This window comes from Chitinophaga tropicalis (assembly GCF_009758205.1).
Classification (GTDB): Bacteria; Bacteroidota; Bacteroidia; order Chitinophagales; family Chitinophagaceae; genus Chitinophaga; species Chitinophaga tropicalis.
In genome coordinates this window covers 262,280-289,016 of the sequence record NZ_WRXN01000002.1, presented here as the reverse complement: position 1 = coordinate 289,016, position 26,737 = coordinate 262,280, and the positions used below count along the sequence as shown (strand labels likewise).

The window sequence follows — 26,737 nt, the reverse complement described above, 5'->3', positions numbered from 1 at the left end:
TAAATACGATATGTCAGATACACTTGCTATATCGAATGCCCAGGAAATCATACAGGATAACCTGGATTACACTCTCTTTTCATGGAGCAAACAAAAGGGCATAGCCCCTCTTGCCATTAAGCGTGCAGAAGGTGTTTACCTGTACGACTATGATGATAAACGTTACATCGACTTTTCCTCGGGTCTCATTAATGTCAACATAGGACATGGTAATCAGCGTGTTGCCAATGCCGTTATGAAGCAGATGCAGGAAGTGAGTTACGTCACACCCGGTTGCGTGACCCAGGCCCGTGGAGAGCTGGGTAAGAAGCTGGCTGCCATCACACCCGGCAACCTGCAGAAATCGTTATTCACCGTATGTGGCGCCAGTGCTATAGAGAATGCCATCAAACTGGCCAGGTTATACACCGGCAGACATAAGATCATAGCCCGCTATCGTGCTTTTCACGGTGCTTCCTATGGGTCTATGACCGCAGGTGGCGATCCCCGTAAACTGATGCACGACTCTCAACAGGTGCCTAATATCGTACATGTGGAAGACCCTTACTGTTACCGTTGTCCGTGGGGAAAAGAGATCAGCACCTGCAACCGGGAATGTGTCAGCCATATTGAACGTGTTATTGAATTTGAAGGACCGGAGAACATTGCTGCCATCATCATGGAAGGCGAAAGCGGTACTTCCGGCTGTATTAAATATCCGCCTGACTATCTGCAGAAAGTGAGGGCGTTGTGTGACAAATACGGTATCCTGCTCATAGCTGATGAAGTGATGAGCGGGTTTGGCCGCACGGGCAAATGGTTTGCCTGCGATCTTCATGGTGTTGTACCTGACATGATAGCCACCGCAAAAGGAATTACTGCCGGCTATATCCCTTTGGGGGCATTGATAGTGAGCGATACTATCGCCCGTTATTTTGATGATAAAGTATTATGGCTGGGGCTTACCTATTCTGCTCATCCTGTTGCATGTGCCGCCGCTGTGGAAGTACTGAAGATCTATGAAGATGAGCACCTGATAGAGAATGCTGCCGCTATGGGTGTTTATATAGAGGAAAGAATAGAGGCCATGAAAGCGCATCATCCCTGTATAGGCGATTTCCGGAACACAGGCCTGCTGGGATGTATAGAGCTGGTGAAGAACAGGGATACCAAAGAGCCGATGGCGCCTTACAATGCTACGGCAGATGAGATGAGCGTAATGAATAAAGTGGCAGGTAAGCTGAGGCAGCTGGGCATGTATGCCTTTATACGCTGGAACTATGTTTTCATTGCGCCGCCGCTGAGCATTACCAGGGAAGAAGCTGACGAGGGGCTGGCCATGATAGATGAGGCGCTGAGTATAGCTGACCAATATGTAATCTGAACATAAACTATGGACACATCAACCAAAACGAGCGCTTTATACAGTGAAGATCTGGCTCCTGTTCCCCCGTCAAAACGGACCTGGAACACCTGGAACTACGCTGCGCTGTGGATCAGCATGAGCCTCTGTATCCCTACCTACATGCTGGCCAGTTCACTGATAGAAGGTGGTATGAACTGGTGGCAGGCTATCCTCACTATTTTTGCCGGCAATACCGTAGTCCTGATCCCCATGCTGCTGAACAGTCACGCGGGCACTAAATACGGCATCCCCTTCCCTGTTTTTGCACGCGCCAGCTTTGGCATTAAAGGCGCTAATATACCGGCTATGCTCAGGGCTATTGTAGCCTGCGGATGGTTTGGCATACAAACATGGATAGGCGGGTTTGCTTTATACCAGATGCTTCACCTGTGGATACCTGCACTCGAAACGCTGCCACCGGTATTCCCCGCGTCTTTCGGGCTGGCCACCGGGCCTGCTATCTGCTTCTTCCTGTTCTGGCTCCTGAATATGTATGTAGTATATCTTGGCATTGAAAGTATCCGTAAACTCCTTGTATTCAAAGCTATCTTCCTTCCCCTGGCAGCGCTGGCATTGCTCTACTGGGCCATCAATGCCGTAAGCGGGGGATTAGGCCCTATCCTGACACAGCCTTCACGTTTTACTTCCAATGCTGAGTTCTGGGCGTTCTTCATTCCCGGGCTGACAGGTATGGTGGGTTTCTGGGCCACACTTTCACTCAATATCCCTGACTTTACAAGATATGCAAAGAGCCAGCGCGCCCAGGCACAGGGACAGGCATTGGGCCTGCCCACTTCTATGACGCTGTTCTCATTTATAGGTGTGGTGGTAACATCTGCTACGACTATCGTATACGGTACTACGATATGGGACCCGGTAGTGCTGGCCGGCAGGTTTGATAACAAGATACTGGTCAGCATAGCCATGATAGCTGTAGCTATCTCGACATTGGCCACTAATATTGCGGCCAACATAGTAAGCCCGGCCAATGATTTTGCCAACCTCTCTCCTTCCCGTATCAACTTCCGCACGGGTGGATATATTACAGGAGTCATCGGCATCCTTATTTTCCCCTGGAAGCTGGTAGCAGATCCTAGTGGCTACATCTTTACCTGGCTGGTGGGTTATTCCAGCCTGCTGGGCCCTGTGGGCGGTATCATGATAGCTGACTATTATCTTGTACGCAAACAGCAGCTGGACGTAGATGAGCTGTATAAGCCGCAAGGCATCTACAGTTTTACCAACGGGTTTAACCGCCATGCCCTCATTGCCTTGCTGCTGGGCATAATACCCAATATTCCCGGCTTTCTCACCACTACAAAGCTGATAGCTGCCGATGCGGTTCCTCAATGGATATCTCACCTGTACAGCTATGCATGGTTTGTGGGATTCTTCATATCTGGCGCCAGTTATTTCATCATTTCCCCCGGAAATTATAAACAACAGGTTAATTATGTCACTACTGATTAAAAACGGCAGGATCATTACGGCTAATGACGATTATATAGCCGATATCTTCATAGAGGGAGAAACAGTGAAGGCTATCGGAAAAGATCTTCCTTTCAATGCGGAGAAGGAAATAGACGCATCCGGCAAGCTGGTATTTCCCGGAGGTATTGATCCGCATGTACACCTGGATATGCCTTTTATGGGCACTTTCTCCAGCGATACCCATGAAACCGGCACCCGTGCCGCATTGCATGGAGGTACCACTACTGTGATAGACTTCGTTTTACAGCAACAGGGGCATTCCCTGCATGAAGCACTGGACGCCTGGAACGGCCGTGCCCGGGGAACAGCGGTGGGCGACTATAGCTTTCACATGGCAGTGACAGACTTCAATGAGCATACCAAAGCAGAGATAAAACAAATGGTGGAAGAAGAAGGTATCACCTCTTTTAAAACCTTTATGGCCTATAAGGGCGCATTGATGATAGATGACCGGCAGATGACGGCCCTTATGCAGGAAGTGAAGAAACAGGGCGGTATGGTGACTGTTCATGCCACCAATGGAGATATGATAGATTATCTCATAGCCCAGAATAAAGCTGCGGGCAATCTTGCTCCTTTATATCATTATCTCTCCCAGCCGGAAGTAACGGAAGCAGAGGCCTCCGGCCGTTTTGCCGATATTGCCAATTATACCGGCTGTCCGGCATATATCGTACATCTTACCTGCGAAGGGGCATTGAACGCAGTGCGTAATGCTACCCGCAGGAACCAGAAGGTGTTTGTGGAGACCTGTATTCAATACCTGTTACTGGACGCTTCCCTGTACGAGCGCAACTTTGAAGGCGCTAAATGGGTGATGAGCCCTCCGTTGCGGCAAAAGAAAGACCAGGACACATTATGGGCAGGCATTAACCAGGGACTTGTCAATATAGTGGCTACAGATCATTGTCCCTTTATGTGGCAGCAGAAGCTGATGGGAAAGGATGATTTCTCGAAGATACCTAACGGCCACCCTGCTATTGAGAACAGGATGGAATTGCTGTATAGTGAGGGCGTGCATAAAGGGCGTATCACGCTGAACAGGTACGTGGAGGTAGCCTGCACTAATCCTGCCAGGATCTTTGGCATGTTTCCCCGCAAGGGCACCATTGCTGTGGGCAGTGACGCTGATATTGTGATCTTCGATCCGCAGGAAAAGCATGTCATCTCTGCCGCTACTCATCATATGAACGTTGACTATTCTGCTTACGAGGGATGGGAGTTAACAGGTAAAGTAAAGACTGTCTTATTAAGAGGACAGATAGCGATAGATGAAGGCGAATGCCTGGTGCCCAGGGGTTATGGGCAATTCATTAAACGTAAAAAGGTAAATGCCTTTATTTAAATCCATTATTATGCCGCGTATTATCAAATCAGGACTAATCCAGATGAGCCTTCCGAAAACTGAAGGCGAAGGCACTATTGAGGAGATCAAAGAGGCCATGATACAGAAACATATTCCTCTTATTGAGGAAGCGGGTCAGAAAGGTGTGCAGATCCTCTGTTTGCAGGAGATATTCAGTACTCCGTACTTCTGTCCCGGCCAGGATACGAAGTGGTACCAGTCGGCCGAGACGGTTCCCGGTCCTACGACCGACCGTATGGCTGCTTACGCGGCAAAGTACAACATGGTGATCATAGTACCTGTGTATGAGAAAGAGCAGGCCGGCGTGTTATATAACACCGCCGCTGTGATTGATGCAGATGGTACTTACCTGGGGAAATACCGCAAGAATCATATACCGCATACTTCAGGGTTCTGGGAGAAATTCTTCTTTAAGCCCGGCAATCTTGGTTACCCGGTGTTCCAGACAAGATATGCGAAGGTGGGCGTTTACATCTGTTATGACCGTCATTTCCCGGATGGTGCGCGGATATTGGGATTGAACGGCGCTGAGATAGTGTATAATCCGTCTGCAACAGTGGCAGGCTTATCTCAATATCTCTGGAAGCTGGAGCAACCAGCACATGCCGCAGCCAACGGATACTTTATGGGATGTATTAACCGTGTTGGTGTTGAAAAGCCCTGGAACCTGGGGAAGTTCTATGGCTCATCGTATTTCACAGATCCCCGCGGACAGATCTTTGCCAGCGCTTCTGAGGATAAGGATGAGTTGCTCATCGCAGAGTTTGATCTTGATATGATAGAGGAAGTGAGAAGTGTGTGGCAGTTTTTCAGGGACAGAAGGCCGGAGACTTACGGCAAGCTGACCGAACTATAAATTACGCTTATGGCAGTACGTAATAACAGATTATCAGCAGAAGAATATGAACGGCAGTTCAGTGATATACACCCTCCGTTCGAAACGCATGATGCCGCACTGGTAGAAGCCAACCGCTGCCTGTATTGCTATGATGCGCCCTGTACTAAAAGTTGTCCCACCAGTATTAATGTACCTAAGTTCATTAAGCAGATCACTACAGAGAACCTGAAAGGTGCGGCACATACTATCCTGACGGCTAACATCATGGGTGGCGGCTGTTCAAAGGTATGCCCGGTAGAAAAGCTCTGCGAAGGCGCCTGTGTATATAACCTGATGGAGGAAGAGCCTATACATATTGCCCGTTTGCAACGCTATGCTACAGAAAGGGCCATAGCAGAGAAATGGCCGCTCTTCACCCGTAAACCCTCTACAGGAAAGAGAGTAGCAGTTGTGGGCGCTGGGCCTTCAGGACTGAGTTGTGCCCATGTATTAGCTGCCGAAGGCATTGATGTGACTGTGTATGAAAAAGAAAGCAAAGGTGGCGGGCTAATGACCTACGGTATTGCTGCGTATAAGGTCACGCCTGAATTCTGTGAGGCGGAAGTTAATTTCATCACTTCTATTGGCGGCATTGATATCCAGTACAATAAAGAGCTGGGAAAGGATATCACCATTGATCAGTTATTGAGCGCTTATGATGCCGTGTACCTGGCGTTTGGTGTAGGTCTTACCCGTCAGCTGGCTATCCCCGGAGAAGAGCTGCATGGCGTTACCGATGCCATCAGTTTCATTTATGACATCCGTAATAGTGGCTATCCCTCTGTTCCTGTGGGTGATAAAGTGGCCGTTATAGGCATGGGGATGACGGCGATAGATGCCGCTACACAGGCCCGGCGGCTCGGAGCCAGCGAAGTTACCCTGGTGTATCGCAGAACGCAGCAGGAGATGCCTTGTACAGAAGCAGAGCTGGATATTGCCAAACTGGATGGGTGTAAGATCATCTGGCTGGCTGCCCCCAAAGAGATAAAGGGGGAGAATGGGCAGGTAACAGCGCTTGTATGTGAGGTGATGAAGCTGGAAGACCCGGGGTATGGCAGGCCGGCGCCAGTGCCTACCGGAGAGACCTTTAGTTTGTATGTTGATATGGTGATCAAAGCTACCGGGCAGATGCCTTATGAGCGGATGGTGAACTGCTATGCGCTGGATAATACTCAGGGGAAACTATCCATCAACAACAGTCACACCAGCAAACCTGGTGTTTTTGCCGGCGGCGATTGTGTGAATGGAGGCAAAGAAGTGGTAGATGCTGTGCAGGCTGGAAAAGATGGCGCTAAAGCAATATTACAGTACCTGTTTAAAGACTAATCTTATGGCAGATATATCAGCCGATTTTCTTGGTATTAAATCCCCCAATCCTTTCTGGCTGGCCAGTGCACCGCCAACAGATAAGAAAGTGAATGTGCTGCGTGCTTTTGAAGCCGGCTGGGGCGGTGTTGTATGGAAGACCCTGGGCAGCCAGATCAAGAACGTTTCTTCCCGTTATTCTTCTGTAGATTATCATGGCAGCAGGATGATGGGGTTTAACAATATTGAGTTGATCAGTGACAGACCTCTGGACCTTAATTTAAAAGAGATCAGGGAGTGTGTACGGCTTTTCCCTGACAGGGCTATGATCGTTTCCCTGATGGCAGATAACAATCGTGAGAGCTGGCATGAGCTGATCAAACAGGTGGAAGACACAGGCGCTCATGGCCTGGAACTGAATTTTGGTTGTCCGCATGGAATGACAGAACGTGGCATGGGCGCTGCCGTTGGACAGGACCCGGAGATAGCGCGAATGGTGGTGGAATGGGTGATGGAGGCAGCTACTATTCCTGTTATTACCAAGCTTACGCCTAATGTTCATTCGGTTGTACCTACAGGCCGTGCGGCCGTGCAGGCGGGCTCTGATGCTTTGTCGCTTATCAATACCATTCAATCTGTTACAGGAGTCAACCTGGATACTTTCGTTCCCAATCCTAATGTGGGCGGGCAATCTACTTTTGGCGGCTATTGCGGGCCTGCGGTAAAGCCTATTGCATTGAAGATGCTGACTACCATCAGCCAGGACCCTGTTACTTCCCGTGTACCCGTTTCAGGTATAGGGGGTATTACAACCTGGAAGGATGCGGTAGAGTTTATGCTGCTGGGCGCTACAACATTACAGGTGTGTACTGCAGCTATGAAATACGGCTTCCGTATTATAGAAGATATGTGCGAAGGGCTGAATAACTGGATGGATGAGAAGGGATTTAAGACCATTAATGACTTTATTGGTAAGTCTGTACCTACACTTACGCATTGGGAGGAACTGGATATCAACTACCATATTGTAGCTAATATTAACCAGGAAAAGTGTATCCACTGCGGGCTTTGCTATATCAGCTGTGAAGACGGCTCTCACCAGGCTATTAACCTCTCCTACGGCAACCCTTATAATACCTATGCCATCAAAGAAGATGAATGCGTAGGGTGTAACCTATGCAAGCTTGTTTGCCCGGTGGACAATTGTATTACCATGGTAGAACAGCGGAAAGGGCCGGAATATCTCAACTGGAAAGAATTTCAGCGGAGAGGCCTGCCGTTGAACGATCATTGACCTACCATACTATATTCTGCTCAATAAAGCTGATCAGGTCTTTAGCCATGGATGCCTGCTCTGCCAGTCGCGGGTGACCGGGAGTATTCTTATATGGGAAGAAATGCGTCAGTATCTTCTTATCGTTTAATCCGCTTACAGCTGTTTGTATATATCCCGGCCAGGGAGCTCCCCCGCGGGTAGCGTCCATGCTGCCGAGTGCGCAGATGATATAAGCGTTAGGGTATTTGTTCCTGACGTTCGCAACAAATTTCGCGTAAGCATTTACGATGAAACTGCTGTCCGGCTTTTGAGTGCCGAAGCGGGATTTAAACTGTTCGTGTTCCGGTTTGTTTACCAGCCAGGAGTCGTTCTGGAAGAGATTAATTACCACCACATCGGGCGTATACTTACTGAAATCCCAGTGTGAGCTGGAATCTGTAGGATTTGTCCTGTCATACATTTCCGGCATGATCAATGGAAACCAGCTTAGCATTATGCCTATGCCACTTTTGGAAGTGCAATGATACTGCGCATCGAAATGCCTGGCGGTTATTGCCGCATAAGTCAGGTAGTTATTCTCGAAATAGCCGTGGCCGGAGTCATTACCTGTGCTGTCTTCTATTCCGTAGCCGCAGGTAATGGAGTTGCCGAAGAACTCTATCTTCCTTTTCTTAGGTGCTGCGGGAGGTAATAACTGAGTACCTGGATTGAGCTTAAAACCGTAACAGTAAGTGTTTCCTTTATCCCATTCTGTTATTTTAAAGAGCTGTACAGTATGTTCTCCTTTGGAGAGGCGGGATGCCAGGGTATATGTTTTCTTTGCGGTATCTGTATGTATTCTCTTTTTGACCTTACCATCTATGATCACATTGTAATAGTTGGCTGTATCTGTATCCTGCAATATAGCACTGATACCGGTTCCTTTAAACCGGATAGTAACGTTGGTTCCCGGCCAGGATAATACCAATGCGCTGTCATTATGGAACCAGGTGCGCCCTTCTACAGCTAATAACGGGTTTCCCGGAGAAATGGTCTTCTGTGCGCTGGTAGCAATGAATATCGTGCAACAAATAATGGCAAGGATCAGTCTTTTCATACCTGGCTAAGTTCTTAAGTTTTGCAATGTACAATGTTTTATTGTTATATCACAATGGCTGGCAGTCGCCGGTATATAACATTTTTGTATATTTACATGTGTTTGAATACTTACGTAGTTATATTAACAGATATTCAGCAGCTCCGCTGACCGACCAGGAGTTTGAGATATTATCTTCAGCCTTTCAGCCCAGGTCTTTAAGGAAAAAGCAGTATTTTCTCCAGGAGGGCGAGGTCTGTAAATATATGGGGTTCATCGTGAAAGGTGCTGTGCGGCAATACAGTGTGGATGATAAAGGGGTTGAACACATTGTTAACCTTTCCATAGAAAACTGGTGGGTAGGCGACCGGGAGAGCTGGGTGATGCTTACTCCTTCCGTATACAACATTGACGCCTGGGAAGACACTGACCTATTGGTTATTACAAGAGCAGATTTCCTGGGATTGTTAGATAGTGTTCCTGCCATGCACGGGATAATAAAATCCCTGGATGAGAAACATGCCATCGCTACGCAAAAAAGGCTTACAGCGTCTATCAGCTTTTCTGCAGAAAAGCGTTATGCTGACCTGGCCAGCCGGTATCCTGAGCTTTTGCAGCGCTTTCCGCAACACCTTATTGCCTCTTATCTTGGTATTACCAAAGAAACACTGAGCCGTGTGCGACAACGCTCAGTGAAAAAATAGTCCTTCTCCCCTCTTTTCCGTTGACATTTGTCAACGTTTTTTTTTATCAAAGGTCATCGTTCCGGGCTTGCTGCCGGATGTAACTTTGGGCTTGTAAATGAATGTTATCATCAACATCAAATAGTTCAGAGCTTTTTAAATAGAAAGACAACTGTTGGCTTCTGTTTAATAAATACAATGCCATGAAAAAAGAAATCAGTTTTTCATCACAAGGTTACAGGGCAGATATTGGAAGAATTCCGATCCACCGTATATTGCCGAACCGCTATGCGGATGCTGTTGGTCCCTTTGTTTTCCTGGACCACCTGGGGCCTTTCAGCAGAATGCCTGGGGAAACCTTGATGCAGAAGGGAACAGGAGCGCATCCTCATCGGGGTATTGCTACACTTACTTATGTTCTCAATGGTGAAGGAGAACATTTTGACAGTCGCGGTAATCATGCAAAAGTCTTTTCCGGTGGTGTTCAGTGGATGAAAGCGGGCAACGGGATCATCCATGATGAAACGATAAATCCGGATTCCCGGACTGATAATCCTTCTATGCACGGTTTTCAGTTCTGGATCAATCTTCCGGCAAAGGTTAAGATAGAAGCTCCGGAATATCTTTCCGTTCATGCTGATGAAGTTCTGAAAATGATGCTGAGTGAAGACAGGGGCTGGTTGAAAGTGATTGCCGGAGCGTATGAGAACCTGGTTTCAAAAATACCTGCGTACAGTAAACAGTATTTGTACCATATTCATCTGAATGAAGGGAAGCAGTTTTCTATGCCAACAGAAAAAGGATTGGAATATGCCGCGTTCCTCCCGTTACATGAGGTAATAATTAATGACACTACATTTGATGCGGGAGAATTTATTGAATTTGACAGGCAGGATGGAACAATAGAGATCGCTAATACTTCCGGCCTTGCAGCAGATATTATCCTGTTTGGCGGAGAACCTTATGCAGAACCGATCACCGCACAGGGGCCGTTCGTCATGAATACAATGCAGGAGATTGCGGAGGCATACAAAGATTTTCACTCGGGAAAATATGGGAAGATCACTTATGTTAAATGATCTTTCGGAAACTGATAAAAGGAGTTAACTAAAATGGAAATTGGAATTGACAGTTTTGCAATGATACAGCCCTTTCAGGCTAATGGTGCTGAATCATTGAATCAATTAATTGATAAGATCGAACATGCAGACCAGGTAGGCCTGGACGTGTTTGGCGTGGGAGAACATCACCGGAAGGAATTCCTGGACTCGGCGCCGCAGATTATCCTGGGGGCAGCTGCAGCAAGGACGAAAAACATCCGGCTAACAAGCGCTGTTACAGTATTAAGCTCAGCCGATCCTGTAAGGGTATTTCAAAGTGCGGCTACAATTGATCTGCTATCTAACGGGCGCTCTGAAATGGTTGTGGGCAGAGGGTCGTTTGTGGACTCTTACCCTCTTTTCGGTTTTGACCTTGATGATTATAATGCACTTTTCACAGAAAAGCTGGAGCTCCTGCTAAAGATCCGTGACAATGAGTTTATAACCTGGCAGGGGAAGTTCCGTCCGGCGTTAACAGGGCAGGGAATTTATCCGCGCCCGGTGCAGAAACAATTGCCGGTCTGGCTGGGCGTGGGTGGTACTCCAGAGTCGTTCATCCGCGCCGGTCTCCTTGGTCTGCCGTTAATGGTAGCTATAATAGGAGGAGAAACACATCGCTTCCGTCCGTTGGTTGATCTTTACAGAGAAGCGGGAATAAAAGCCGGGCATGATCCGTCTTCACTAAAAGTGGGTGTGCATTCCCTTGGTTATGTAGCGGCTACCCGGTATGAAGCTGAGGAAGGATTTTATCCTGGTTATGCTAAAACGTTCACTGAAATTGGTAAAGAGCGTGGCTGGCCGCCAGTGAGCCGCGCTCATTTTGATGCGCAGAATGGCCCAAGAGGAGCTTTATTGGTTGGTGGTCCGGAAGAAGTGGCGGAAAAGATACTGCGGCATAGTGAAGCGCTTGGAGGGATCAGCAGGTTTACATTTCAAATGGATAGTGCACATCTTCCGCATGATAAACTGATGAAATCAATTGAGTTAATTGGGACGAAGGTGGCGCCGATTTTGAGAAAGGAATAGATTATCCTTTAAAGTCCAGTTCAAATATGGGATCTTTTTAGCGAAGAGACTGTCTCTGGTTGGGAGACAGTCTCTTCACAGTTATTTACGTGATGCTCGCCAATTTGAAGTGTAGTGTATAATTTCATTCTATAGGAAGTGCAAGTAACGAAATTTAGTGTAATATTGTCATTGGCAATGCCTTTGACAAAGCCCATTTTTGTCTTTTCATATAGCCACTTTATTAATGCCGGTTACTCCCTTTCTGCTTCCAGGGCTTTTACTTTTTCCTTTAAAACTTGCAGGGATTTATCCATTTCAATAAGCCGGAGGGTCATTTGTTCTACCAGTTCTGTTAATGCCTTGTTGGTACTCAGGACGTCCATTCCATCTCTCTCAATTTCTTTTGCGGATGCAAGACCGGGAAGATGTTTCTCTCTCTTTACATAGCTTTCTATCTCCGATAAAGGGGGAAGCTTATAGTTTTCTTCGAATACATAATCCGGCCAGCTGCCATAGTTTCTGACCACTGCTTTTCCAAATATGGCCGCACCGTTTACGCCTAATTTATATCCCTTTGTGTCAACGGTTCCAACGCCTATATTACCCCCAAAAAAGCCGTTACCACTGATCCGGACATTTCCTATCTGATCGGCACTCGCCTGGTTTCGAATGAGGTCATCGCCGGTACTTGTAACATCAAATACGGATGAAGAAGCCACATGCCATACCAGAGGATTATCTACTGTTGGAGTGGGGCCGCTGAGGTATACATGCCCTCCTGTTCCAGGTGTTCCGGAATTGCCGGTTGAAACGACATAAGCATACTCTTCCCATTTGCCTGTGCCAGCAGTACTGGTGATCCAATAGCGGGAGCCGCCAGTTCCAAATGAATTGCTGTTATTTGTTACCGTATAGCCTATCGGGACCTTTGCCCGAAAGACATGCACATAGGTTTTATTCAGTTTCATATTGAACCCCTGATAATACCCTCCCTGTTGCGGACTAGCAGGACCTGTTCCTTTTATCTCCAAGCAGAAACCTGAAGTGTTGGGTAAATTTGCTAACTGTTTCCTGTTGATAGTCACATTGCCATTGTTTACATTGTTATAGACAATGATACCGTTCAAAGATGTGTCAAACTGTTCATCCCAATGTAAACGTCTGCCAGTTCTTAAGCCGGGAAAGAGCGGATTGAAAAATCCTTTCTCCGGATTGTCGTTTGTGGGCATGGCAAAAACCAGCTGCCGGTTGATAAGCAGATTACTAGTGTTCGTTGTGCCATTCACATCAAGATTGTACTGCGGGGATATGGTATTGATCCCTACATTACCTGTGCCGGGCAATGTGTTTGTCTGAGCGTAAGAAGCCAGGTTAAAGTAAATACACAGGCATAATAATAAATAGTTCCTCATATTAATGGTGATTTTTATGGTTACTATGCTAACAATGGTTACAATATTTGTTTTTAGGGTAATGTTGAAAAAAGCAGCTACAAATAATATTTAAAATAGACATTTAACCGGATAAAAAGCACCGACGTCGGTACTTTTTTCAATCATTAATATTAAATCTGCGCATTATGCAACGTCAATAGTATTTTGTCTTTCCAGATCAGATATGCTTTACTTGTCAGGTGAATACCATCTTTCTGGGCGTAAGGAGCTTCTAATACTTCGTTTGGAGCAATAATTCCATTCAAATCGATAATTGTGTTATTGGGGAATTCAAGTTTCATTCTCTTATTAAGCTCCTTCACTTTATTGTTTACCTCCTCACTATTGGGATAGCTAGCGGCAACATGGATCGTTGAATTAAGGACGACCTTAATATTGTGACACTCCAAAGTATCAGTTAACCGCCGCATATTATACACGATAGTATCAATTGCTATATCTTTAGCAAGATCATTAATACCACCTTCAACAAAGCAGATCTTTGGGTTTACATTAAACACGTACTGTAACCTGGTAAGATAGCCTGCCATAATATCTGATCCTATTCCACGGTTAATAACATCCGACCTTCCAAGCAATTCGTTCCAGTGTACCCGGTATACAAGAGAATTCCCAAGCATCACGATATTACCCTTTATCTCATAAGCAGACTGGAGATCTGTTTGCTCATTATACTGTGGGTTTAATAAATACGTATAGTGCTTATTGACTGTAATGAATTTGTAAGTATAGTAGGAAATACCGGTTATGAAGACAAAGAGAGACAGGCCCAGAAAAGCCTTCTTCAGTTTAAAGGATAAATGGTGCATAGCAAGGACTCTTATTAAGAAATTTCCGGCAACGTTACTTTAACTTATCGACAAATCTGTTAATCAATTGTTAATCCGGAAAAATCTCCCCAGATATAAATTTTTGATATTCATCACGATATGAGCAAAATCAAAATGACTGGTTCTTTGTGTGTGAGCAACGTTTTGTCGTAGATAATCTGATCTGAGGGAAGTCAGGTAAATAAGTATTGTTCAGGTCTAGTTCCTTTGAGCTAGTTTATAAATTGTTACTTTGCAAGTGTTTCTTTGTTATCATATGCATTAGGTTCTATTTTCCTAAAATAGAAAGAGGATGACAATTCAGCTGTATCATTACCGAAGATTTCACTTATAGTAGTCTTAGCCCCTTTATAGCCTAACTCCCTTGATTTTAAAAGATAATATAAAGCCATATTCTTTGTCCTCTCATCGTTACTATATAATTCAACTCCGTTAATAGATGCCTGGTCCGTCATAATAAGAAATAGATGATAAAATGCTTCCGGGCACTTATGCTTGTTTGCCATGAGCAAAGCATAATAATAAAGCTCATCAACCTTGTAAGCTAGCAAATACGCATTTGAGACTTTTTTATAAGATTCGAAATCGCCATTATTAATTGCTTTCGCAAGCAGACGTGAACTCTCCTTTGAATCATTTAGTAGCCTTTCATGGTAGCCTATCTCAATGCTATTGCTATTTTTCTTATTTCTACAAGACAACAATGACTGCTGAAGAAGAAACAGCGATACAACGATGATTATAACTTTCATTTTTAACGTCTACATTAGTCAATAGGTTCCCATAATTCAATCTTGTTTCCTTCAATGTCAAGAATGTGAACGAACTTTCCATAATCATAGGTTTCTATGTTATCTAATACCGTCACTCCTTCCTTTTTTAATTCTTCTACAAGCGCTTCCAGGTTTTCTACCCGGTAATTAATCATAAAGTCCTTTGATGAGGGCTCAAAGTATTTGGTCTTGTCAGAAAAAGGGCTCCATAAAGTATAGCCTTTATTTATTGAGTCCTCCCCTTGCTGCCACTCAAACTTTGCTCCGTACTGGTCCATGTCGAATCCGAGATGGGTTTTATACCATTGTTTAATTTTTTCCGGGTCCTGGCATTTGAAGAAAATGCCACCGATTCCTGTTACTCGTTTCATTTTTGTTTGTTTTAGTTAAATGCGGACTAAAAGTGAATAAGTTATCAATCTATCAGTCATTTTTTATCAGGTATCGAACTCCAAAATATCTCCAGTAGTTATACTCCCTTGCTCAAAAGAAAGGATGCAGGAATAACTGGTATTACCAAACCCTTTAAGTGGATCAGGTTGATTGAATGAGACACCTTTAATACAATATTGGTACAATCCCTTCTTTAATTCCATATTAATGCTGGGAGAAACCCCTATCGGGAAATCCAGAATAGCTATCACACCAATCTCTGTCTGATAAACATTGAGAACTTTTATTTGCATTGGACTTCATTAAGGTTGTTGTCTGGTGATTTTATCTGTTATACTTTGATTCCGGATCGAACCAGTATCCTTTATCAATTACTTTCATTAAGTGATTAATTGTGAATGTCCTTGATGGCAATTTATCTCTTTTAAACAACGAATAAAATAGAGATCGAAAAACATTTGAGAGTTCACTTTCAGAAAGGAAATATTCACTATAATTAAATGATTCCAATGAAAACTCAAATTCAATAGCCAATTCCTCCATCAATGTGGCGGCATCAATACCATTGATTCCCAAATCATCAAAAATAATGCTGTTTTCAGTTAAAGGAATCCCTCCACACTTTGAACTGATATATTGAATTAAGTCATTTATTGATACTTTGCTTCTCATATTTGTCGATTTAGCACATAAAATTTGGATCATGAGGAGAAAAATGAATACTAACTGATTGATAAAATATAAGTCCCAAATGCTCCTCCCCTACTGTGTTCAACACCCTAAACTCATAACCTGGGACAAAAAACTTCGCGTAAATTACCCCAGTCGTGATCGCCATTTTGTTTATGATGCCGCAATTATTTCTTCATAATCTAGACCCATATTCCTAATCCTGTCCTCTAATATCCATCTATTTTTACCTACCCTACAGTTCCCTGCTATAATAAAATGACACAGTCCCTCAGACTGAATCTCAAAAATTTTCAATCCACTAATCTTAGAATACTTATTGAACTTCTCTGGAACGTTTTCAATAATCTCGTGCACCTGTATTGATTTAAATGTGTCCGGAACGTCTAAGTAAGCAACTGCTGAAAATTCAATATCAATATTATAGTTCATTGATTCTGTATAGCCATCTACATCTTCATATAACATCGAGCTTCTGAGTATTAAAAGACTATGGCTCGCTGTATAGCCCCAAATCTTAAAGTGTCTATTTGATTTATATTCCATCATGCTAGAATGGTTTAGGTACAGTTTGATACACTTTTTGTAAACTTATGAATAGTAGTCCGCACCAAAGCGTCTAACGTCTTATAGATTGTATGTTTTATGAACTCAAGTAGTCCTACATAACTCATTAAATGCAAACGGATTACTGTAATCATATTAGCAAATGACTTTTTAGTAGCTGCTTTTTTGCGGATCATCACCATCAACAGCTGAGCAATCAGCACACAGTAAACCTGTATTTTGATAGCGTTGTCACTCTCTCCCCAAAAGTATTGTAGAGGGAAGTTCTGCTTAATCTGCTTGAAGAGTAATTCAATCATCCAACGATCTTTATAAATGGTGGCAATTTTTGACGCTGGCAAGCTAAAATCATTCGTTACATAGACATATCTTTTCCCTTCTCTTGTCTTATAAATAATTCTTCGCAGCATTAGCCGTTCGGTTACAATTCCATTTGTTTTAACGGCGACAGTAATAAATTGCTCCTTTATTACACCGATAGCCTGTTTTTTCTTCGTCTTATCTACCAACACCTTAGTTACATGGAATACTGCGTTATCTTTCATCCGGCTTACAAACCAGATTTTTTGATTAGTCCATTTTGCAAAATGCTGATACGTATTATATGCCTTATCAAATACCAGCCAGCTTCCTGCCGGTAGTTTTAAATGATACAGGAACTTACAGTCATGCTCTTTGGCTGCTGTGATCCGCAAGAACTCGGTAACACCGCTAAATGCATCCATCAGTGCATGTACCTTGATACCGCCTTTCTTTCGGGAACCATCCAAACGATTTCGTCCTACCCCTTGTAATATCTCACTGAATAAAGAGATCGTTGTACTATTAATGATCTTCAGGTTCCGGATACTTAACCTTTTCAGTCGGCTGTCCGAGATAAATGAGTAATACTTTTTTAGTAATCCATAATAAATCGTCTCAAAGACCAGGTAGCTACGGTTGCTATTGGCATCCGATATTGTACTGCGGGCTGGTGCTTTATCAAGCCCTAAATGAGACAATTTGCCTTCGCATGCCAGCATCCCTTCACAGAGTTCCCGAAGCCCATTGCAATAACTGAATACACCATATAACAACGTCACCAGGTGAACACGCAGAGGGAGCCGTTTATAATAACGGTTTGAATTATGCTTCCGATTTGCCAACTGTATTACCGAATTCGGTATTACACCTAATATTTGAGACAAGACCGGCTGTCCGGGAAATTTTCTATCTTTATCCAAGTTTATATTTTAAGGTGTGGTAACCCAAAATTATAAACTACTGGGGCGTAATTGCCCCTTTTTTATTCTTGACTTGACATTTTTCCCGAACAACAGTGAATTTTATTCTTTATGTCAAATCTAAATATTTAGGTAATAATGAATAATATCCTTCCTGGTCTTGATAACATTTTTATCAAGACATATGGACTGTGAAGAGACTCATCCCTATTAATTAATAATAGCACGGTGAATGACTCTGATTCTAGACCAAGCATAACTTTACAAACTAGAACTGAACCTGAAATTACTCTCCTAAATGCTTTACTTTTTCTATATAGTCGTTAATATATTTTTGATGTGGATATGCTGTACCTGTAACATGTACACTACCATCACGTTTATCAACTATATAAGGGGCATTTCCTCCTAAGCCGACTTTAACTCCGTTGATTTCAATGTAATCTGTTGTTTGATAAAAAAAAACCCAACCGTATTCAAATTCTACCGTTTTATCCTCCATGATAAAAAACGAGGCATCCTGATCTATATTAAGATATTTCTTTATTATTCCTAATGCTTCTTGATATGTTACCATTTTGCTTGAATTGGTGTTATTCCCGTTGTATTTTTAAACAATAAATAATCAAAATTATAATTCTGCATCAAGTTAGATGGATTAATTGCTCGTTCTCCTATTCCTAACTGAAAATCAACAAATTGTATTATTCCATTTTGCTTAGTCACATTAAAATAGTGCCCAACTCCTTCAGTTCTTAACCCCATTATAACTCCAGTAGCACCCTCGCTCATCCCTTCCATAGCTTTTATAATTGATTCTGGCGAGGAATGCAATGAAACGTCTCTCATACCACCCCATGCCTCAAAAAAGCGTTTATAATTTACTCCTTTATCTGGTCGTAAAAGAATGTTTGTCGCGGTCGCTGGCGTTCCTTTTAATGTTAAATCTCCCGCAAAAGTACAATTGGCACAATTCATAGTACCTCTTGTAGGATTCAAATCCCGGCTTCCGCCAGTTACCCCACTTTTAGCCGCCTGTAACTCAGACTTGAGAAGTGAACCCGCAATACCCAAATTCGCGACAGCTCCGGCAATTCTAAGTAGTTTTCCGGCCTGCTGTTGCTCTTTTTCAAAATGCTCATACATGAAGTCAACATACTCGGCACTAAAATACCTCACTTGCTGCTTGCCTCCAATATCGGTATACTCATACCTTGCATAATTGGATTGCTTTAACTCTGGGGCGAACACGAAGAAAGAAAATGTCCCACCAGCTGGTAACTTATTTGCTGAAATAAACCCTTGTGCAACTGTCTCTTCCGTTGTCGTTGGTCGTCCTCCCAACATCGCGTAAATATTGGAAGTCCCAGCAGGTTGCTTGTAGTCGTTTGAAATAACTTTGGTAACAGTTTGACCATTAGAAACTCCATAAGCAAGAGTCCGCACATGCTTTTCGGCTCCATCTACATCAATACTTCTAACTATGTCATTCTCAGCAAAAGCATAGGTACTATTCCATGGATATTCAGCATTCAGCGGATCTACACTCAGGAACTTCCCTAATCTTGGATCATACACCCTCATCCCATAATCCTGCTGGTTTCCGGGGCCTTTGACCTCATTATCATTCTCTTTTCCGTTGAACCCGTACTTGAAGATTCCTAATCCCCACTGCCTATCCGGTTGCAACATCCCAAATGGATAATAATCCTGAGCAAGGAACATCTCTGGTTCATAATGATCTACTACACCGCCTATTATAGAATCTTTCGCTTTATCTGTAATAACCGCCAGCACATTCCCCAGGTGGTTGCTCAGCTCAAACTGCTTATTACCTTTCTGTAACCAGCGGCTGCTGATAGTGGCTGCTGAAGATGTGCTTAACAGGTCTGCATTCCAGATACCCAAACGACTGGAACCGTAGAGGTGTTGTTCTTTCCAATAGAGTTGGCTGCCACCGCTCTTGTTTCCGTATACAGTCAGCACGTTACCTTGTGCATCTCTGACATACCAGGTGCGGTCATTGATACCATCATGGTTATGTTGCTTGTAAACACGGTTACCGGAAGGGTCATAACGGTATTCAATGCTACTTCCATTGGAGAACTGGATCAGTTTGATCTTACCATATACAGTCCACTGGATCCGGGTGATATTGGCCTGCTTATCTTCTACAAGATTACCAATCTTATCGTAAATATAATTGTTATCTGCCTGATTATGAAGATCTGATATATATTCCTCTGAAGAAATATTGTCTTTTACCTGTAACAGCTTGTTATTTAGCAGATTTCCGGAAGCATCCTTCTGATAGCCATAGGTCAGCTGGTCCATAGCCGTTTGCTTGCCGTTGATACCACTGCCGTTACGGAGGTAGGTCAGGATATTACCGTTACCATCGTAGGTGACGTCTTCTTTATAAGCAGTACCTGCTGTAGTAGCATTCCAGCCAGTGGCTCCTACCGTCAACGGATGCTGGCGCATGCCCTTCAGGCGGTTTAATTGGTCATAGCGATATGTGTAGCCAACAGGGGTGTCTTCTTTAAGGCGTTTGACAGCCAGGGTACTACGGCTGATGTTACCATTGTACAGATCACGTCCGGGTTCTGTACTCTGTCCCGGTGTCCAGGATAAGGAGAACGCATTTGTGCCGGTGGCTATAGGCTTATAGTCTCCCTTGTAATAGTCCAGCGTATAGCCGTAAGCATCCCGGGCGATAGCGGCACGGAAAGAACCCGTCAGACCGTCTTTACCAATGTCATTGCCCGCAAGCAGGTAGTTGCCGTTAACACCTTTCAGCCAGCCTTGCAGTGTGTAAGCATAGTCCAGACCCTGTACTAATTGAGCATTACCCAATTCTGTTCTTGCCAGCGGACCATGGAGATAGTACTGATACGCCGCATCCGTTTGAGGGTTTTCTATCTCCCAACCATCGGAGGACAGGGCATTGACACCACTGACAGCTTTTATAAGACGGTTCTCTGCATCATACTGATAACCATAGAAGAACTTATCTGTCTGGTTGGGTTGATAACGTACCTTATTCACCTTACCACTCACCAGGTCGTATTGATAATCTACCTGCTTTATGTCCAGCGACTGTATCTGCTGCCATAATGTTTTCACATTGCCTAACTGGTCATAACTATAGTAGGTTGCCTGCTGAAGGCTATCTGTAGCCGCTTCACGATATATTACTGCAGATACACGCTTACGGAGATTCTCCTGCACCAGCGGGATCTTAGACGAAGTTCCTGTAAACGGTGCATCATAGTAAGTATGGGTGATCTGTGTATTTGTACCCCCTGCCAGGAAGCTGTTCACCTCTGTAGAAGACAGGAACGGTACTGTAGCCGGAGATGTTGCCCCGGTCTTCTCTCCCACCTCTGTAATACGTCCCTGCTCATCGTATCTGGTATAACTATACCTGTTAGACGCAAATCCTGCATAATAAGGCGCCAGTTGCTCCGCATTCTGCGAAGTGACCATCCTGCCTGACCTGTCATACCAGAAACGGCTCTTACCTGCATCCGGCGTATTCTGAACAGTTATGCCATTCAGCGACTGGTAAGCATAAGATGTAGCCAGGCCATGTTCTGGATAAATCGGTACTACAGTGGTTTCAGCGGTTGAACCGCTGCCATCCGGAACAGGTGTATTGAAACGGCCCCAATGCTCTAAGGAGCTTTGCAGACCAGTTGCATACACAGGACTGAGCGACATACAGATCTCATCAGCATTTGCAGCGATCTCATCTCCCGTCAGCAGCCTGTTGTAAATACGTAACTGCTTCAGGTAGCTAAGGTTCTCAGGATATACCGGGCTGCCGGACATTGCAGAAATATCCCATCCGCAACCACCGGATACAAAGACTGATGACAATGGCAGTAAAACGCCATTTACATAAACAGCCATATTATCCCTGCTCACACCATTCTTTAATATAGCTACATGCGTCCATTGCTTTAACGGCAACACAGACTGCATATCAGCTGTTGTATGCCAGCTGGTATCTGCCTCTACACCTTTACCATCGGCTGTTGGCACCAGGGAATAGATATCAATATTTACATAATGGCGGGACAGGCATACATTCAGCAGGTATTTCCGGTTAACAGTAGTAGCCAGTACCTGGCTGGCAGTCTTATTAGGATCAGCATTATTGATCCACATCTCCAGCGTACTCTTACCCGGTGGATTCAAGGCAGCTGTAATGTATTTAAAGGCGGTATCTTTTGATGTATTATTTGCAGGACCTGTATATGTACAGGAAGCATTCGCCTCATCACGCGCCAGGCCTACCTGCGGCAGCCAGCTGGTATCCAGCAGATGTACGCCCTCAGGAGGGACTGTCCTTGTCAGATTACCCGCCTGATCATAATAATACAGCGTATAATGATATTTCTGATAAGGTGCCGTGAGTGTAGCTGAAGGCTTATTCGTAGCGCAATAAGCTATGTAATCCTTCCGGAAATTCTTCCTCACCTCTTCTATATACTCGTTATACAGTACATGGCCGGAAGCAACAGCATCATCTACTACTTCCAGCATACAACCATATGGGTCCTGCTTTACAGCAGAGAAGGCAGGACGGTTACATAACATCAGCGATGCCGACGGGTTCTTTGTAATGGTGTCATTGAACGTTGCGTAATCGTCATAAGCAAGTGTAAAGCCCCAGCGATGGTTCAGGTAAGTTTTGAACACTGTTTCATAATTGGCATCTGTAGTATTAAGATTGCCACCCATCTCCTGCTGCAAAGCAGTTACGCCCTGCTGGAACATAGCGGGAGTAACACATCCGTCACCGCCCTGTTGCAGGAAAGATGGTAACTGTATCTCTTTCGCCAACAAATAACGGCAATTTCCACAACCACTTTCCAGCATAGTTAGTTCTGCTTCGGATAGCGTCATAGCATCCTTATACCTGCCTTTCAGGTAATTATAGAATGTAACTCCCTGTGGCATTGCATTACGCTCACGTGTCAGGATATCGCATATTGCTGCGTTAGTAGAAGAGATGAACACGGATGCTGAAAGCGCCGGTTTCCTGTACTCATAGGGTGCATCCAGCAACCAGGGATTGCAGGTCATGGTGAACTGGCTGATACCTAATACCCGTTTGATGACCTGACGGAATGAAGTGTCGCCATCAGCGGTCATTTTCCCGGGAGCGGTGGTACTGGAACCGTTAGGATGAGTCAAATCTCCGCCCAGCTTACAGAGTTCTATCAGTTTAGTTCTTAGTTGGTTCCTGATGGTTGCATTACCATTGATGCAAGGTTCCAGTTGTAATATCCAATTATCTGCCTGTGCTTCACAATTGGAAGCTATTTCTGCAGTTATCTGTGCAGAAGCATAGCTTTTTAATTCCGTAGTATCTGTTGTAACTACCGGTACTGTGTAAGAAATTGTACCGATACGGGACTCCTTGTATCTATATGCCTGATCACAAGTACCTGCAACCATGGCAGTTGTTGTAAAGGTGGGAGTAACCGGACAGTTCAGATCGATAGTCAGTGTTACTTTACTTACATCCGGCACCTCACCCTCGAAAGGAAACTCCTGTGAAAGACTGGACGGATTTATTGCGTCAAAATAAAACTCAAATGGGTCAATCAAACCAGTTGGTTGTGATAAATAAGCTGTACCTGGCCAGCCATTCGCAGGCAATGGCAAAGCTGTATTATTTATATATGTGAGGATGAATTTATAATGTCCCGGTTGACCAGTTGAAGTAATAGTAAAAGAATAATTCTCTCTCCTCTCATAATCCTGGCATGTATAAACAGGTGGCGTTGTAGGTGGTACTTCCTTACAGATCACAGATGATATTCCTAATGCTGCGGTTTGTATAGAAGCGTCCATGCAGATCAGTGTCCTGGTCTGACCTCCAATCAAAGTAACCTGGGTGGTTTTGTTAGCAATAGCATTGTACTCAGCCGGATAATAAATGTTTATTATAACGGTATCTTTTGTTGGTATACCTTCGTATTTCAGAATTACTTGCTTACTGGTGGAAGAACAGGCTACAGTATCTTCAAAGAAAAACTGAGTACGATCAGGACAACCAGACAACTTATAAGATAATGTATCTCCTACCACGCAAGCATTATTGCAGTAGTTGGCAGTCCTCAACTGCTGGTAATACTTTTGCTTCAGCGTCAGGTAGTTATCCCTATACAATTGCCATTCCCGGTCGGGAATACGGCATGCTGCCACCGGGTTACAACTATTCCAGTTACTTGCATTTGCAGCCGTTCTGTTTGTACTATTTGTCGTAGCAGTTTTATCATTGCAATACAATATATAATCCACGTAGCCGGAAAGGCTTTTGGCAGGAAGACTGTCGCCGGTAATACCCAGGAACTGACGGGTATAATTACCCAGGTCTGACAGGAATGCTGATTTATAAGCTGCACCGGAATTACTAAAGAACGGGTCCTTATCCGCCAGCCAGGCTAAAGTAGTCCTGGAATAAACTGCGCCTCCACTAGCTGCCGGTATTTCACTGACAGTTTGTGCCACCTGGCTAAGCCGCTGGTCCCAGCCAAGATAGGCGCTGTTGCCTTGACAGAACTGCAATGCACAATACTCCGGATGATATTTTACAAAACTATCCGCCCATTCCTTCTGCCAGTATTTTACGAGATCGGTAATAGTAAAATCTGCATCATATGGAGATCTTTTAATGCCTTCATGATCTATAAACTGCGCAGCAATATACTCCGGATCAGAAACCTGTTTTACCGGAAATACATTCCGCCAGTTCAGGTACAATACGTTTATGCTCTTCTCAAGGGCAGAGTCCCCGTCGAATAAAGCATACTGTCCTCCCGGACTAACATCCGCCTTTAAAGCATTTTCGAGATCTGCACAGGGAGATCCCAGGCAGGAAGCCCTGAGCTGGGTACAGTTAGCCGCAGCATGATCATAGAGGGAATCAGCAAAAGCAGTGATCGACGTATTATTGGTAACTACATCCACTCCTCTTGTTGCCAGCCGTTCCTTAAAACGGGCGGTGAAATTTGCTTTGGTACCCAAGGCATCCTGGCAGGTAGTACATTCATCAAAACAGGCGGTAAAGTCTTTACCATATAATTCATCCAGCACAAAACGCCATTCTGTTTTCAGATTGGTATTGCGCTGAACGAAATCGTTGGTATAATTCCTGATCGCTTCCTCCGTCAGTCCAAGCTCAACATAAATGTGATACTCCCCTACCTGGGAAAACGTAACGTTTGCCGTAACAGGTGTATACCCGTTATCTCCGCAATTACTGGTGGCACTACCTATAGAAACAGGTGCATCATCTTTAAGCCGGTTGTTACAGTTGTCTGTAATGGTATACTTCAGCTGATAAACACAATTGCTGCAGATAGTAACGTTATTTTCTGTGTATGTCTTTATCAGCTTGCTTACGTTAAATGATAATATGGCAGGGCCGGTTGTTTCCGCCAGGTAAGTGGCTGTTGCCGTGAGCTTCAGCTTTGCAGCATCGAAGGTATAATCTCTTGCCGTAAGTAAATCTAACGCCTGGATTTGAGCTGCCGGTTTGGAAGATAAGCTATCTACGTTAGCCGGCGATGCACCTGCCAGCGCTGTAGCAATGGTTTTGCCGGAGGCATTCTGGTAACTGATACTGATCTGCCCATTACCATCTGCCACCATATTCTTAAGATAATGGTTGGCATATCCTACATCATTTCCAAACATCCGGTCCAGCTCTCTCTGGGTAGGTTTACCATAGAAATAACGGGTAGCTTTGCTGGAATCAGTGCCGGGCTGAAACAAGGAACCAACACCGCCCTGTACCAGGACACGACCGGTATTATCCGGTGTATACCGTGTTACGCTGAAGGGGTAACCTTCTGCATCTGGTATATATTTGTTGTGAGGTTTTGTCTCATCAGTTAAAAATGTATTTGCCGGGGAGTAGTATTTTGATGCACCTGCCGTAGTAGCTAATAGTGAAGGTTTATTAATGCAGTCAGTACCTGTGCCATAAGCATCTGCATATGTGTACAGCTGGCCATTGGCTTTCAAATGCAACCCGCCATAATAAGTAAGTGAAGAAGCCTCCAAAGGCGCCGGTAGTATACTGATTGCAGGCCGGCCAAATTCATCATATAGACTTTCCTGTGTAATGGCTTTATTGTCTGAGTTATTGACAGTCACCATCTGCCTGTTACGCAAGGTTCCATCAAAGTAAGTCACTACCTCTTTCTTCTTGCCATCTTCTGCATATGTAGCACTGTATTGCCAGTTCATTCCCGGCTGATGCCATGTATTGGTCAGTGTGATAACACCGGGGCCCGTTGTTCCGCCCTGGTCTAACTGGTAATCCCATGGTTGTTCTGTACGGAAACCATTACTATCATAATAGACAACGCGCATACGTACCAACAGGTACTTCGATAAATGCACCAGCGAAATGTCATAATATTCCTGTTGCACCGTTACCCGGGTGGAGTTATTACGGAACATTTTCTTCAGCTGCGCTTCCGTAACTGAAGAACCCTGCTGAGCAAGAAGGCGGCCATTATCTGATTCTTCGTCAATGAAAGTCCACTCAAGGTCATACTCTTCCGCACCAGTGATCTTATCCCATGACAGAGATACCTTATTAGCTGTTTGTCCCACAGCGGAAGTACGCATCGTGCTGGCATCATCATCCCCGGTTAAAAACACTTTAGGCGCAAGGTGTTTTTCTGTATCAAATTCATATGAACGTTCCACAACAACCTGCCCTGTGAGACGAAATGCGGCTGGCAAAGATGTTCCCAGCTCTGCACTGGCAATGTCATTTACGGTGATCTTTATCTTATAGCCATTCATAAAACTATAAGAAGCCGCATCCTGGTATGAAACTCCGGCTGCAGGATCATAGGTGATCTTTAGCTTAACATTATCTACAATAACAGGATCTGCCTGGTCAGGTTGAGACCAGTATTCTATCTTAAGCGTCACTTCACAGTTGAATGCCTGTGTAATAACCGCTCCTGAGTCCCTGTAGAGGCCAAACGTGACAATATTGTTCACCGTCTTATTGTGGATCTTTGTCCAGTCAAACGCGTTGTTCAGGAACTTCTCATCCTTTACGATCAGGGTATCTCCTTTTTTTATCTTTCCCTGCAACTGGTTCTGGTAAGATTCGATAGTATTAAAGGCCATTGTGTATGGTATGCCATACAATAATGCCGCGATAACCAATAGTATCTTTAACATTCTGTGCATAGTCC

General features: G+C 44.3%; 19 protein-coding genes. 9 read left to right on the top strand and 10 right to left on the bottom strand.

Translation table 11 applies throughout. From position 1 onward, the window contains the following. Positions 1–10: 10 nt before the first annotated feature. The 6 genes from GO493_RS06935 to preA are packed head-to-tail and all read left to right on the top strand — an operon-like array spanning position 11 to position 7,717. Entirely contained in the window at positions 11–1,363 is a 1,353-nt protein-coding gene (locus GO493_RS06935) for an aminotransferase class III-fold pyridoxal phosphate-dependent enzyme (protein WP_157305411.1), read from the top strand. Positions 1,364–1,372: 9 nt separating this feature from the next. After that, positions 1,373–2,854, top strand: a complete 1,482-nt coding sequence (locus GO493_RS06930; RefSeq protein WP_157305410.1) for an NCS1 family nucleobase:cation symporter-1 — start codon at positions 1,373–1,375, stop codon at positions 2,852–2,854. After that, positions 2,838–4,220 carry a dihydropyrimidinase gene (gene hydA, locus GO493_RS06925; RefSeq protein WP_157305409.1) on the top strand — a complete coding sequence of 461 codons (1,383 nt, stop codon included), beginning with the start codon at positions 2,838–2,840 and terminating at the stop codon, positions 4,218–4,220. Before GO493_RS06930 ends, hydA begins: the two co-directional genes overlap by 17 nt. Positions 4,221–4,230: 10 nt before the next feature. Next, entirely contained in the window at positions 4,231–5,097 is an 867-nt protein-coding gene (locus GO493_RS06920; protein ID WP_198315561.1) for a nitrilase-related carbon-nitrogen hydrolase, read from the top strand. Between the two features lie 9 nt (positions 5,098–5,106). Further along, positions 5,107–6,444: an NAD(P)-dependent oxidoreductase gene (locus tag GO493_RS06915; protein ID WP_157305408.1), complete on the top strand. Its 1,338-nt coding sequence runs from the start codon at positions 5,107–5,109 to the stop codon at positions 6,442–6,444. A gap of 4 nt (positions 6,445–6,448) precedes the next feature. Beyond that, positions 6,449–7,717 carry an NAD-dependent dihydropyrimidine dehydrogenase subunit PreA gene (preA, locus tag GO493_RS06910; RefSeq protein ID WP_157305407.1) on the top strand — a complete coding sequence of 423 codons (1,269 nt, stop codon included), beginning with the start codon at positions 6,449–6,451 and terminating at the stop codon, positions 7,715–7,717. A gap of 1 nt (position 7,718) precedes the next feature. Here preA and GO493_RS06905 read toward each other — a convergent pair whose 3' ends face one another. Further along, on the bottom strand, positions 7,719–8,795 hold the full coding sequence (locus GO493_RS06905; protein ID WP_157305406.1) for an SGNH/GDSL hydrolase family protein: 1,077 nt from the start codon (positions 8,793–8,795) through the stop codon (positions 7,719–7,721). Positions 8,796–8,821: 26 nt separating this feature from the next. Between GO493_RS06905 and GO493_RS06900 the strand changes: the two genes are divergently transcribed. The 3 genes from GO493_RS06900 (at position 8,822) to GO493_RS06890 (ending at position 11,583) form a co-directional block, all read left to right on the top strand. After that, positions 8,822–9,478, top strand: coding sequence for a Crp/Fnr family transcriptional regulator (locus GO493_RS06900; protein WP_157305405.1), 657 nt, complete (start codon positions 8,822–8,824; stop codon positions 9,476–9,478). 182 nt (positions 9,479–9,660) lie between these two features. Continuing rightward, the gene (locus GO493_RS06895) at positions 9,661–10,536 is read left to right on the top strand and encodes a pirin family protein (RefSeq protein WP_157305404.1); all 876 of its coding nucleotides are present in this window, start codon (positions 9,661–9,663) and stop codon (positions 10,534–10,536) included. Between the two features lie 33 nt (positions 10,537–10,569). After that, positions 10,570–11,583: an LLM class flavin-dependent oxidoreductase gene (locus GO493_RS06890; RefSeq protein ID WP_157305403.1), complete on the top strand. Its 1,014-nt coding sequence runs from the start codon at positions 10,570–10,572 to the stop codon at positions 11,581–11,583. Between the two features lie 233 nt (positions 11,584–11,816). Here GO493_RS06890 and GO493_RS06885 read toward each other — a convergent pair whose 3' ends face one another. The 9 genes from GO493_RS06885 to GO493_RS06845 form a co-directional block, all read right to left on the bottom strand. Next, complete coding sequence (locus GO493_RS06885; RefSeq protein ID WP_157305402.1) at positions 11,817–12,977, bottom strand: hypothetical protein; 1,161 nt, start codon at positions 12,975–12,977, stop codon at positions 11,817–11,819. 152 nt (positions 12,978–13,129) lie between these two features. Beyond that, a complete protein-coding gene (locus GO493_RS06880) occupies positions 13,130–13,828 on the bottom strand; it encodes a GDSL-type esterase/lipase family protein (RefSeq protein ID WP_157305401.1) in 699 nt (232 codons plus the stop codon). 248 nt (positions 13,829–14,076) lie between these two features. Continuing rightward, positions 14,077–14,601, bottom strand: a complete 525-nt coding sequence (locus GO493_RS06875) for a hypothetical protein (RefSeq protein WP_157305400.1) — start codon at positions 14,599–14,601, stop codon at positions 14,077–14,079. A 14-nt stretch (positions 14,602–14,615) separates the two neighbouring features. Continuing rightward, entirely contained in the window at positions 14,616–14,993 is a 378-nt protein-coding gene (locus tag GO493_RS06870; protein WP_157305399.1) for a VOC family protein, read from the bottom strand. Between the two features lie 346 nt (positions 14,994–15,339). Beyond that, positions 15,340–15,687, bottom strand: coding sequence for a DUF1493 family protein (locus GO493_RS06865; protein WP_157305398.1), 348 nt, complete (start codon positions 15,685–15,687; stop codon positions 15,340–15,342). A 171-nt stretch (positions 15,688–15,858) separates the two neighbouring features. Further along, a complete protein-coding gene (locus GO493_RS06860; protein ID WP_157305397.1) occupies positions 15,859–16,254 on the bottom strand; it encodes a hypothetical protein in 396 nt (131 codons plus the stop codon). Between the two features lie 11 nt (positions 16,255–16,265). Then, the gene (locus GO493_RS06855) at positions 16,266–17,495 is read right to left on the bottom strand and encodes an IS4 family transposase (protein WP_157305396.1); all 1,230 of its coding nucleotides are present in this window, start codon (positions 17,493–17,495) and stop codon (positions 16,266–16,268) included. 286 nt (positions 17,496–17,781) lie between these two features. After that, positions 17,782–18,072 carry a YrhB domain-containing protein gene (locus tag GO493_RS06850; protein ID WP_157305395.1) on the bottom strand — a complete coding sequence of 97 codons (291 nt, stop codon included), beginning with the start codon at positions 18,070–18,072 and terminating at the stop codon, positions 17,782–17,784. Next, positions 18,066–26,732, bottom strand: coding sequence for an RHS repeat-associated core domain-containing protein (locus GO493_RS06845; RefSeq protein ID WP_157305394.1), 8,667 nt, complete (start codon positions 26,730–26,732; stop codon positions 18,066–18,068). Before GO493_RS06845 ends, GO493_RS06850 begins: the two co-directional genes overlap by 7 nt. Between the last annotated feature and the right edge of the window lie 5 nt (positions 26,733–26,737).

Bases quoted from the DNA above. Each gene is read 5' to 3' on its own strand.
- GO493_RS06870 (WP_157305399.1), bottom strand. From the start codon at position 14,993: ATGAAACGAGTAACAGGAATCGGTGGCATTTTCTTCAAATGCCAGGAC.
- GO493_RS06895 (WP_157305404.1), top strand. From the start codon at position 9,661: ATGAAAAAAGAAATCAGTTTTTCATCACAAGGTTACAGGGCAGATATT.
- GO493_RS06860 (WP_157305397.1), bottom strand. From the start codon at position 16,254: ATGATGGAATATAAATCAAATAGACACTTTAAGATTTGGGGCTATACA.
- hydA (WP_157305409.1), top strand. From the start codon at position 2,838: ATGTCACTACTGATTAAAAACGGCAGGATCATTACGGCTAATGACGAT.
- GO493_RS06915 (WP_157305408.1), top strand. From the start codon at position 5,107: ATGGCAGTACGTAATAACAGATTATCAGCAGAAGAATATGAACGGCAG.
- GO493_RS06920 (WP_198315561.1), top strand. From the start codon at position 4,231: ATGCCGCGTATTATCAAATCAGGACTAATCCAGATGAGCCTTCCGAAA.
- GO493_RS06930 (WP_157305410.1), top strand. From the start codon at position 1,373: ATGGACACATCAACCAAAACGAGCGCTTTATACAGTGAAGATCTGGCT.
- GO493_RS06935 (WP_157305411.1), top strand. From the start codon at position 11: ATGTCAGATACACTTGCTATATCGAATGCCCAGGAAATCATACAGGAT.
- preA (WP_157305407.1), top strand. From the start codon at position 6,449: ATGGCAGATATATCAGCCGATTTTCTTGGTATTAAATCCCCCAATCCT.
- GO493_RS06850 (WP_157305395.1), bottom strand. From the start codon at position 18,072: ATGGTAACATATCAAGAAGCATTAGGAATAATAAAGAAATATCTTAAT.
- GO493_RS06865 (WP_157305398.1), bottom strand. From the start codon at position 15,687: ATGAGAAGCAAAGTATCAATAAATGACTTAATTCAATATATCAGTTCA.
- GO493_RS06890 (WP_157305403.1), top strand. From the start codon at position 10,570: ATGGAAATTGGAATTGACAGTTTTGCAATGATACAGCCCTTTCAGGCT.
- GO493_RS06875 (WP_157305400.1), bottom strand. From the start codon at position 14,601: ATGAAAGTTATAATCATCGTTGTATCGCTGTTTCTTCTTCAGCAGTCA.
- GO493_RS06900 (WP_157305405.1), top strand. From the start codon at position 8,822: ATGTACAATGTTTTATTGTTATATCACAATGGCTGGCAGTCGCCGGTA.
- GO493_RS06880 (WP_157305401.1), bottom strand. From the start codon at position 13,828: ATGCACCATTTATCCTTTAAACTGAAGAAGGCTTTTCTGGGCCTGTCT.
- GO493_RS06905 (WP_157305406.1), bottom strand. From the start codon at position 8,795: ATGAAAAGACTGATCCTTGCCATTATTTGTTGCACGATATTCATTGCT.
- GO493_RS06885 (WP_157305402.1), bottom strand. From the start codon at position 12,977: ATGAGGAACTATTTATTATTATGCCTGTGTATTTACTTTAACCTGGCT.
- GO493_RS06845 (WP_157305394.1), bottom strand. From the start codon at position 26,732: ATGCACAGAATGTTAAAGATACTATTGGTTATCGCGGCATTATTGTAT.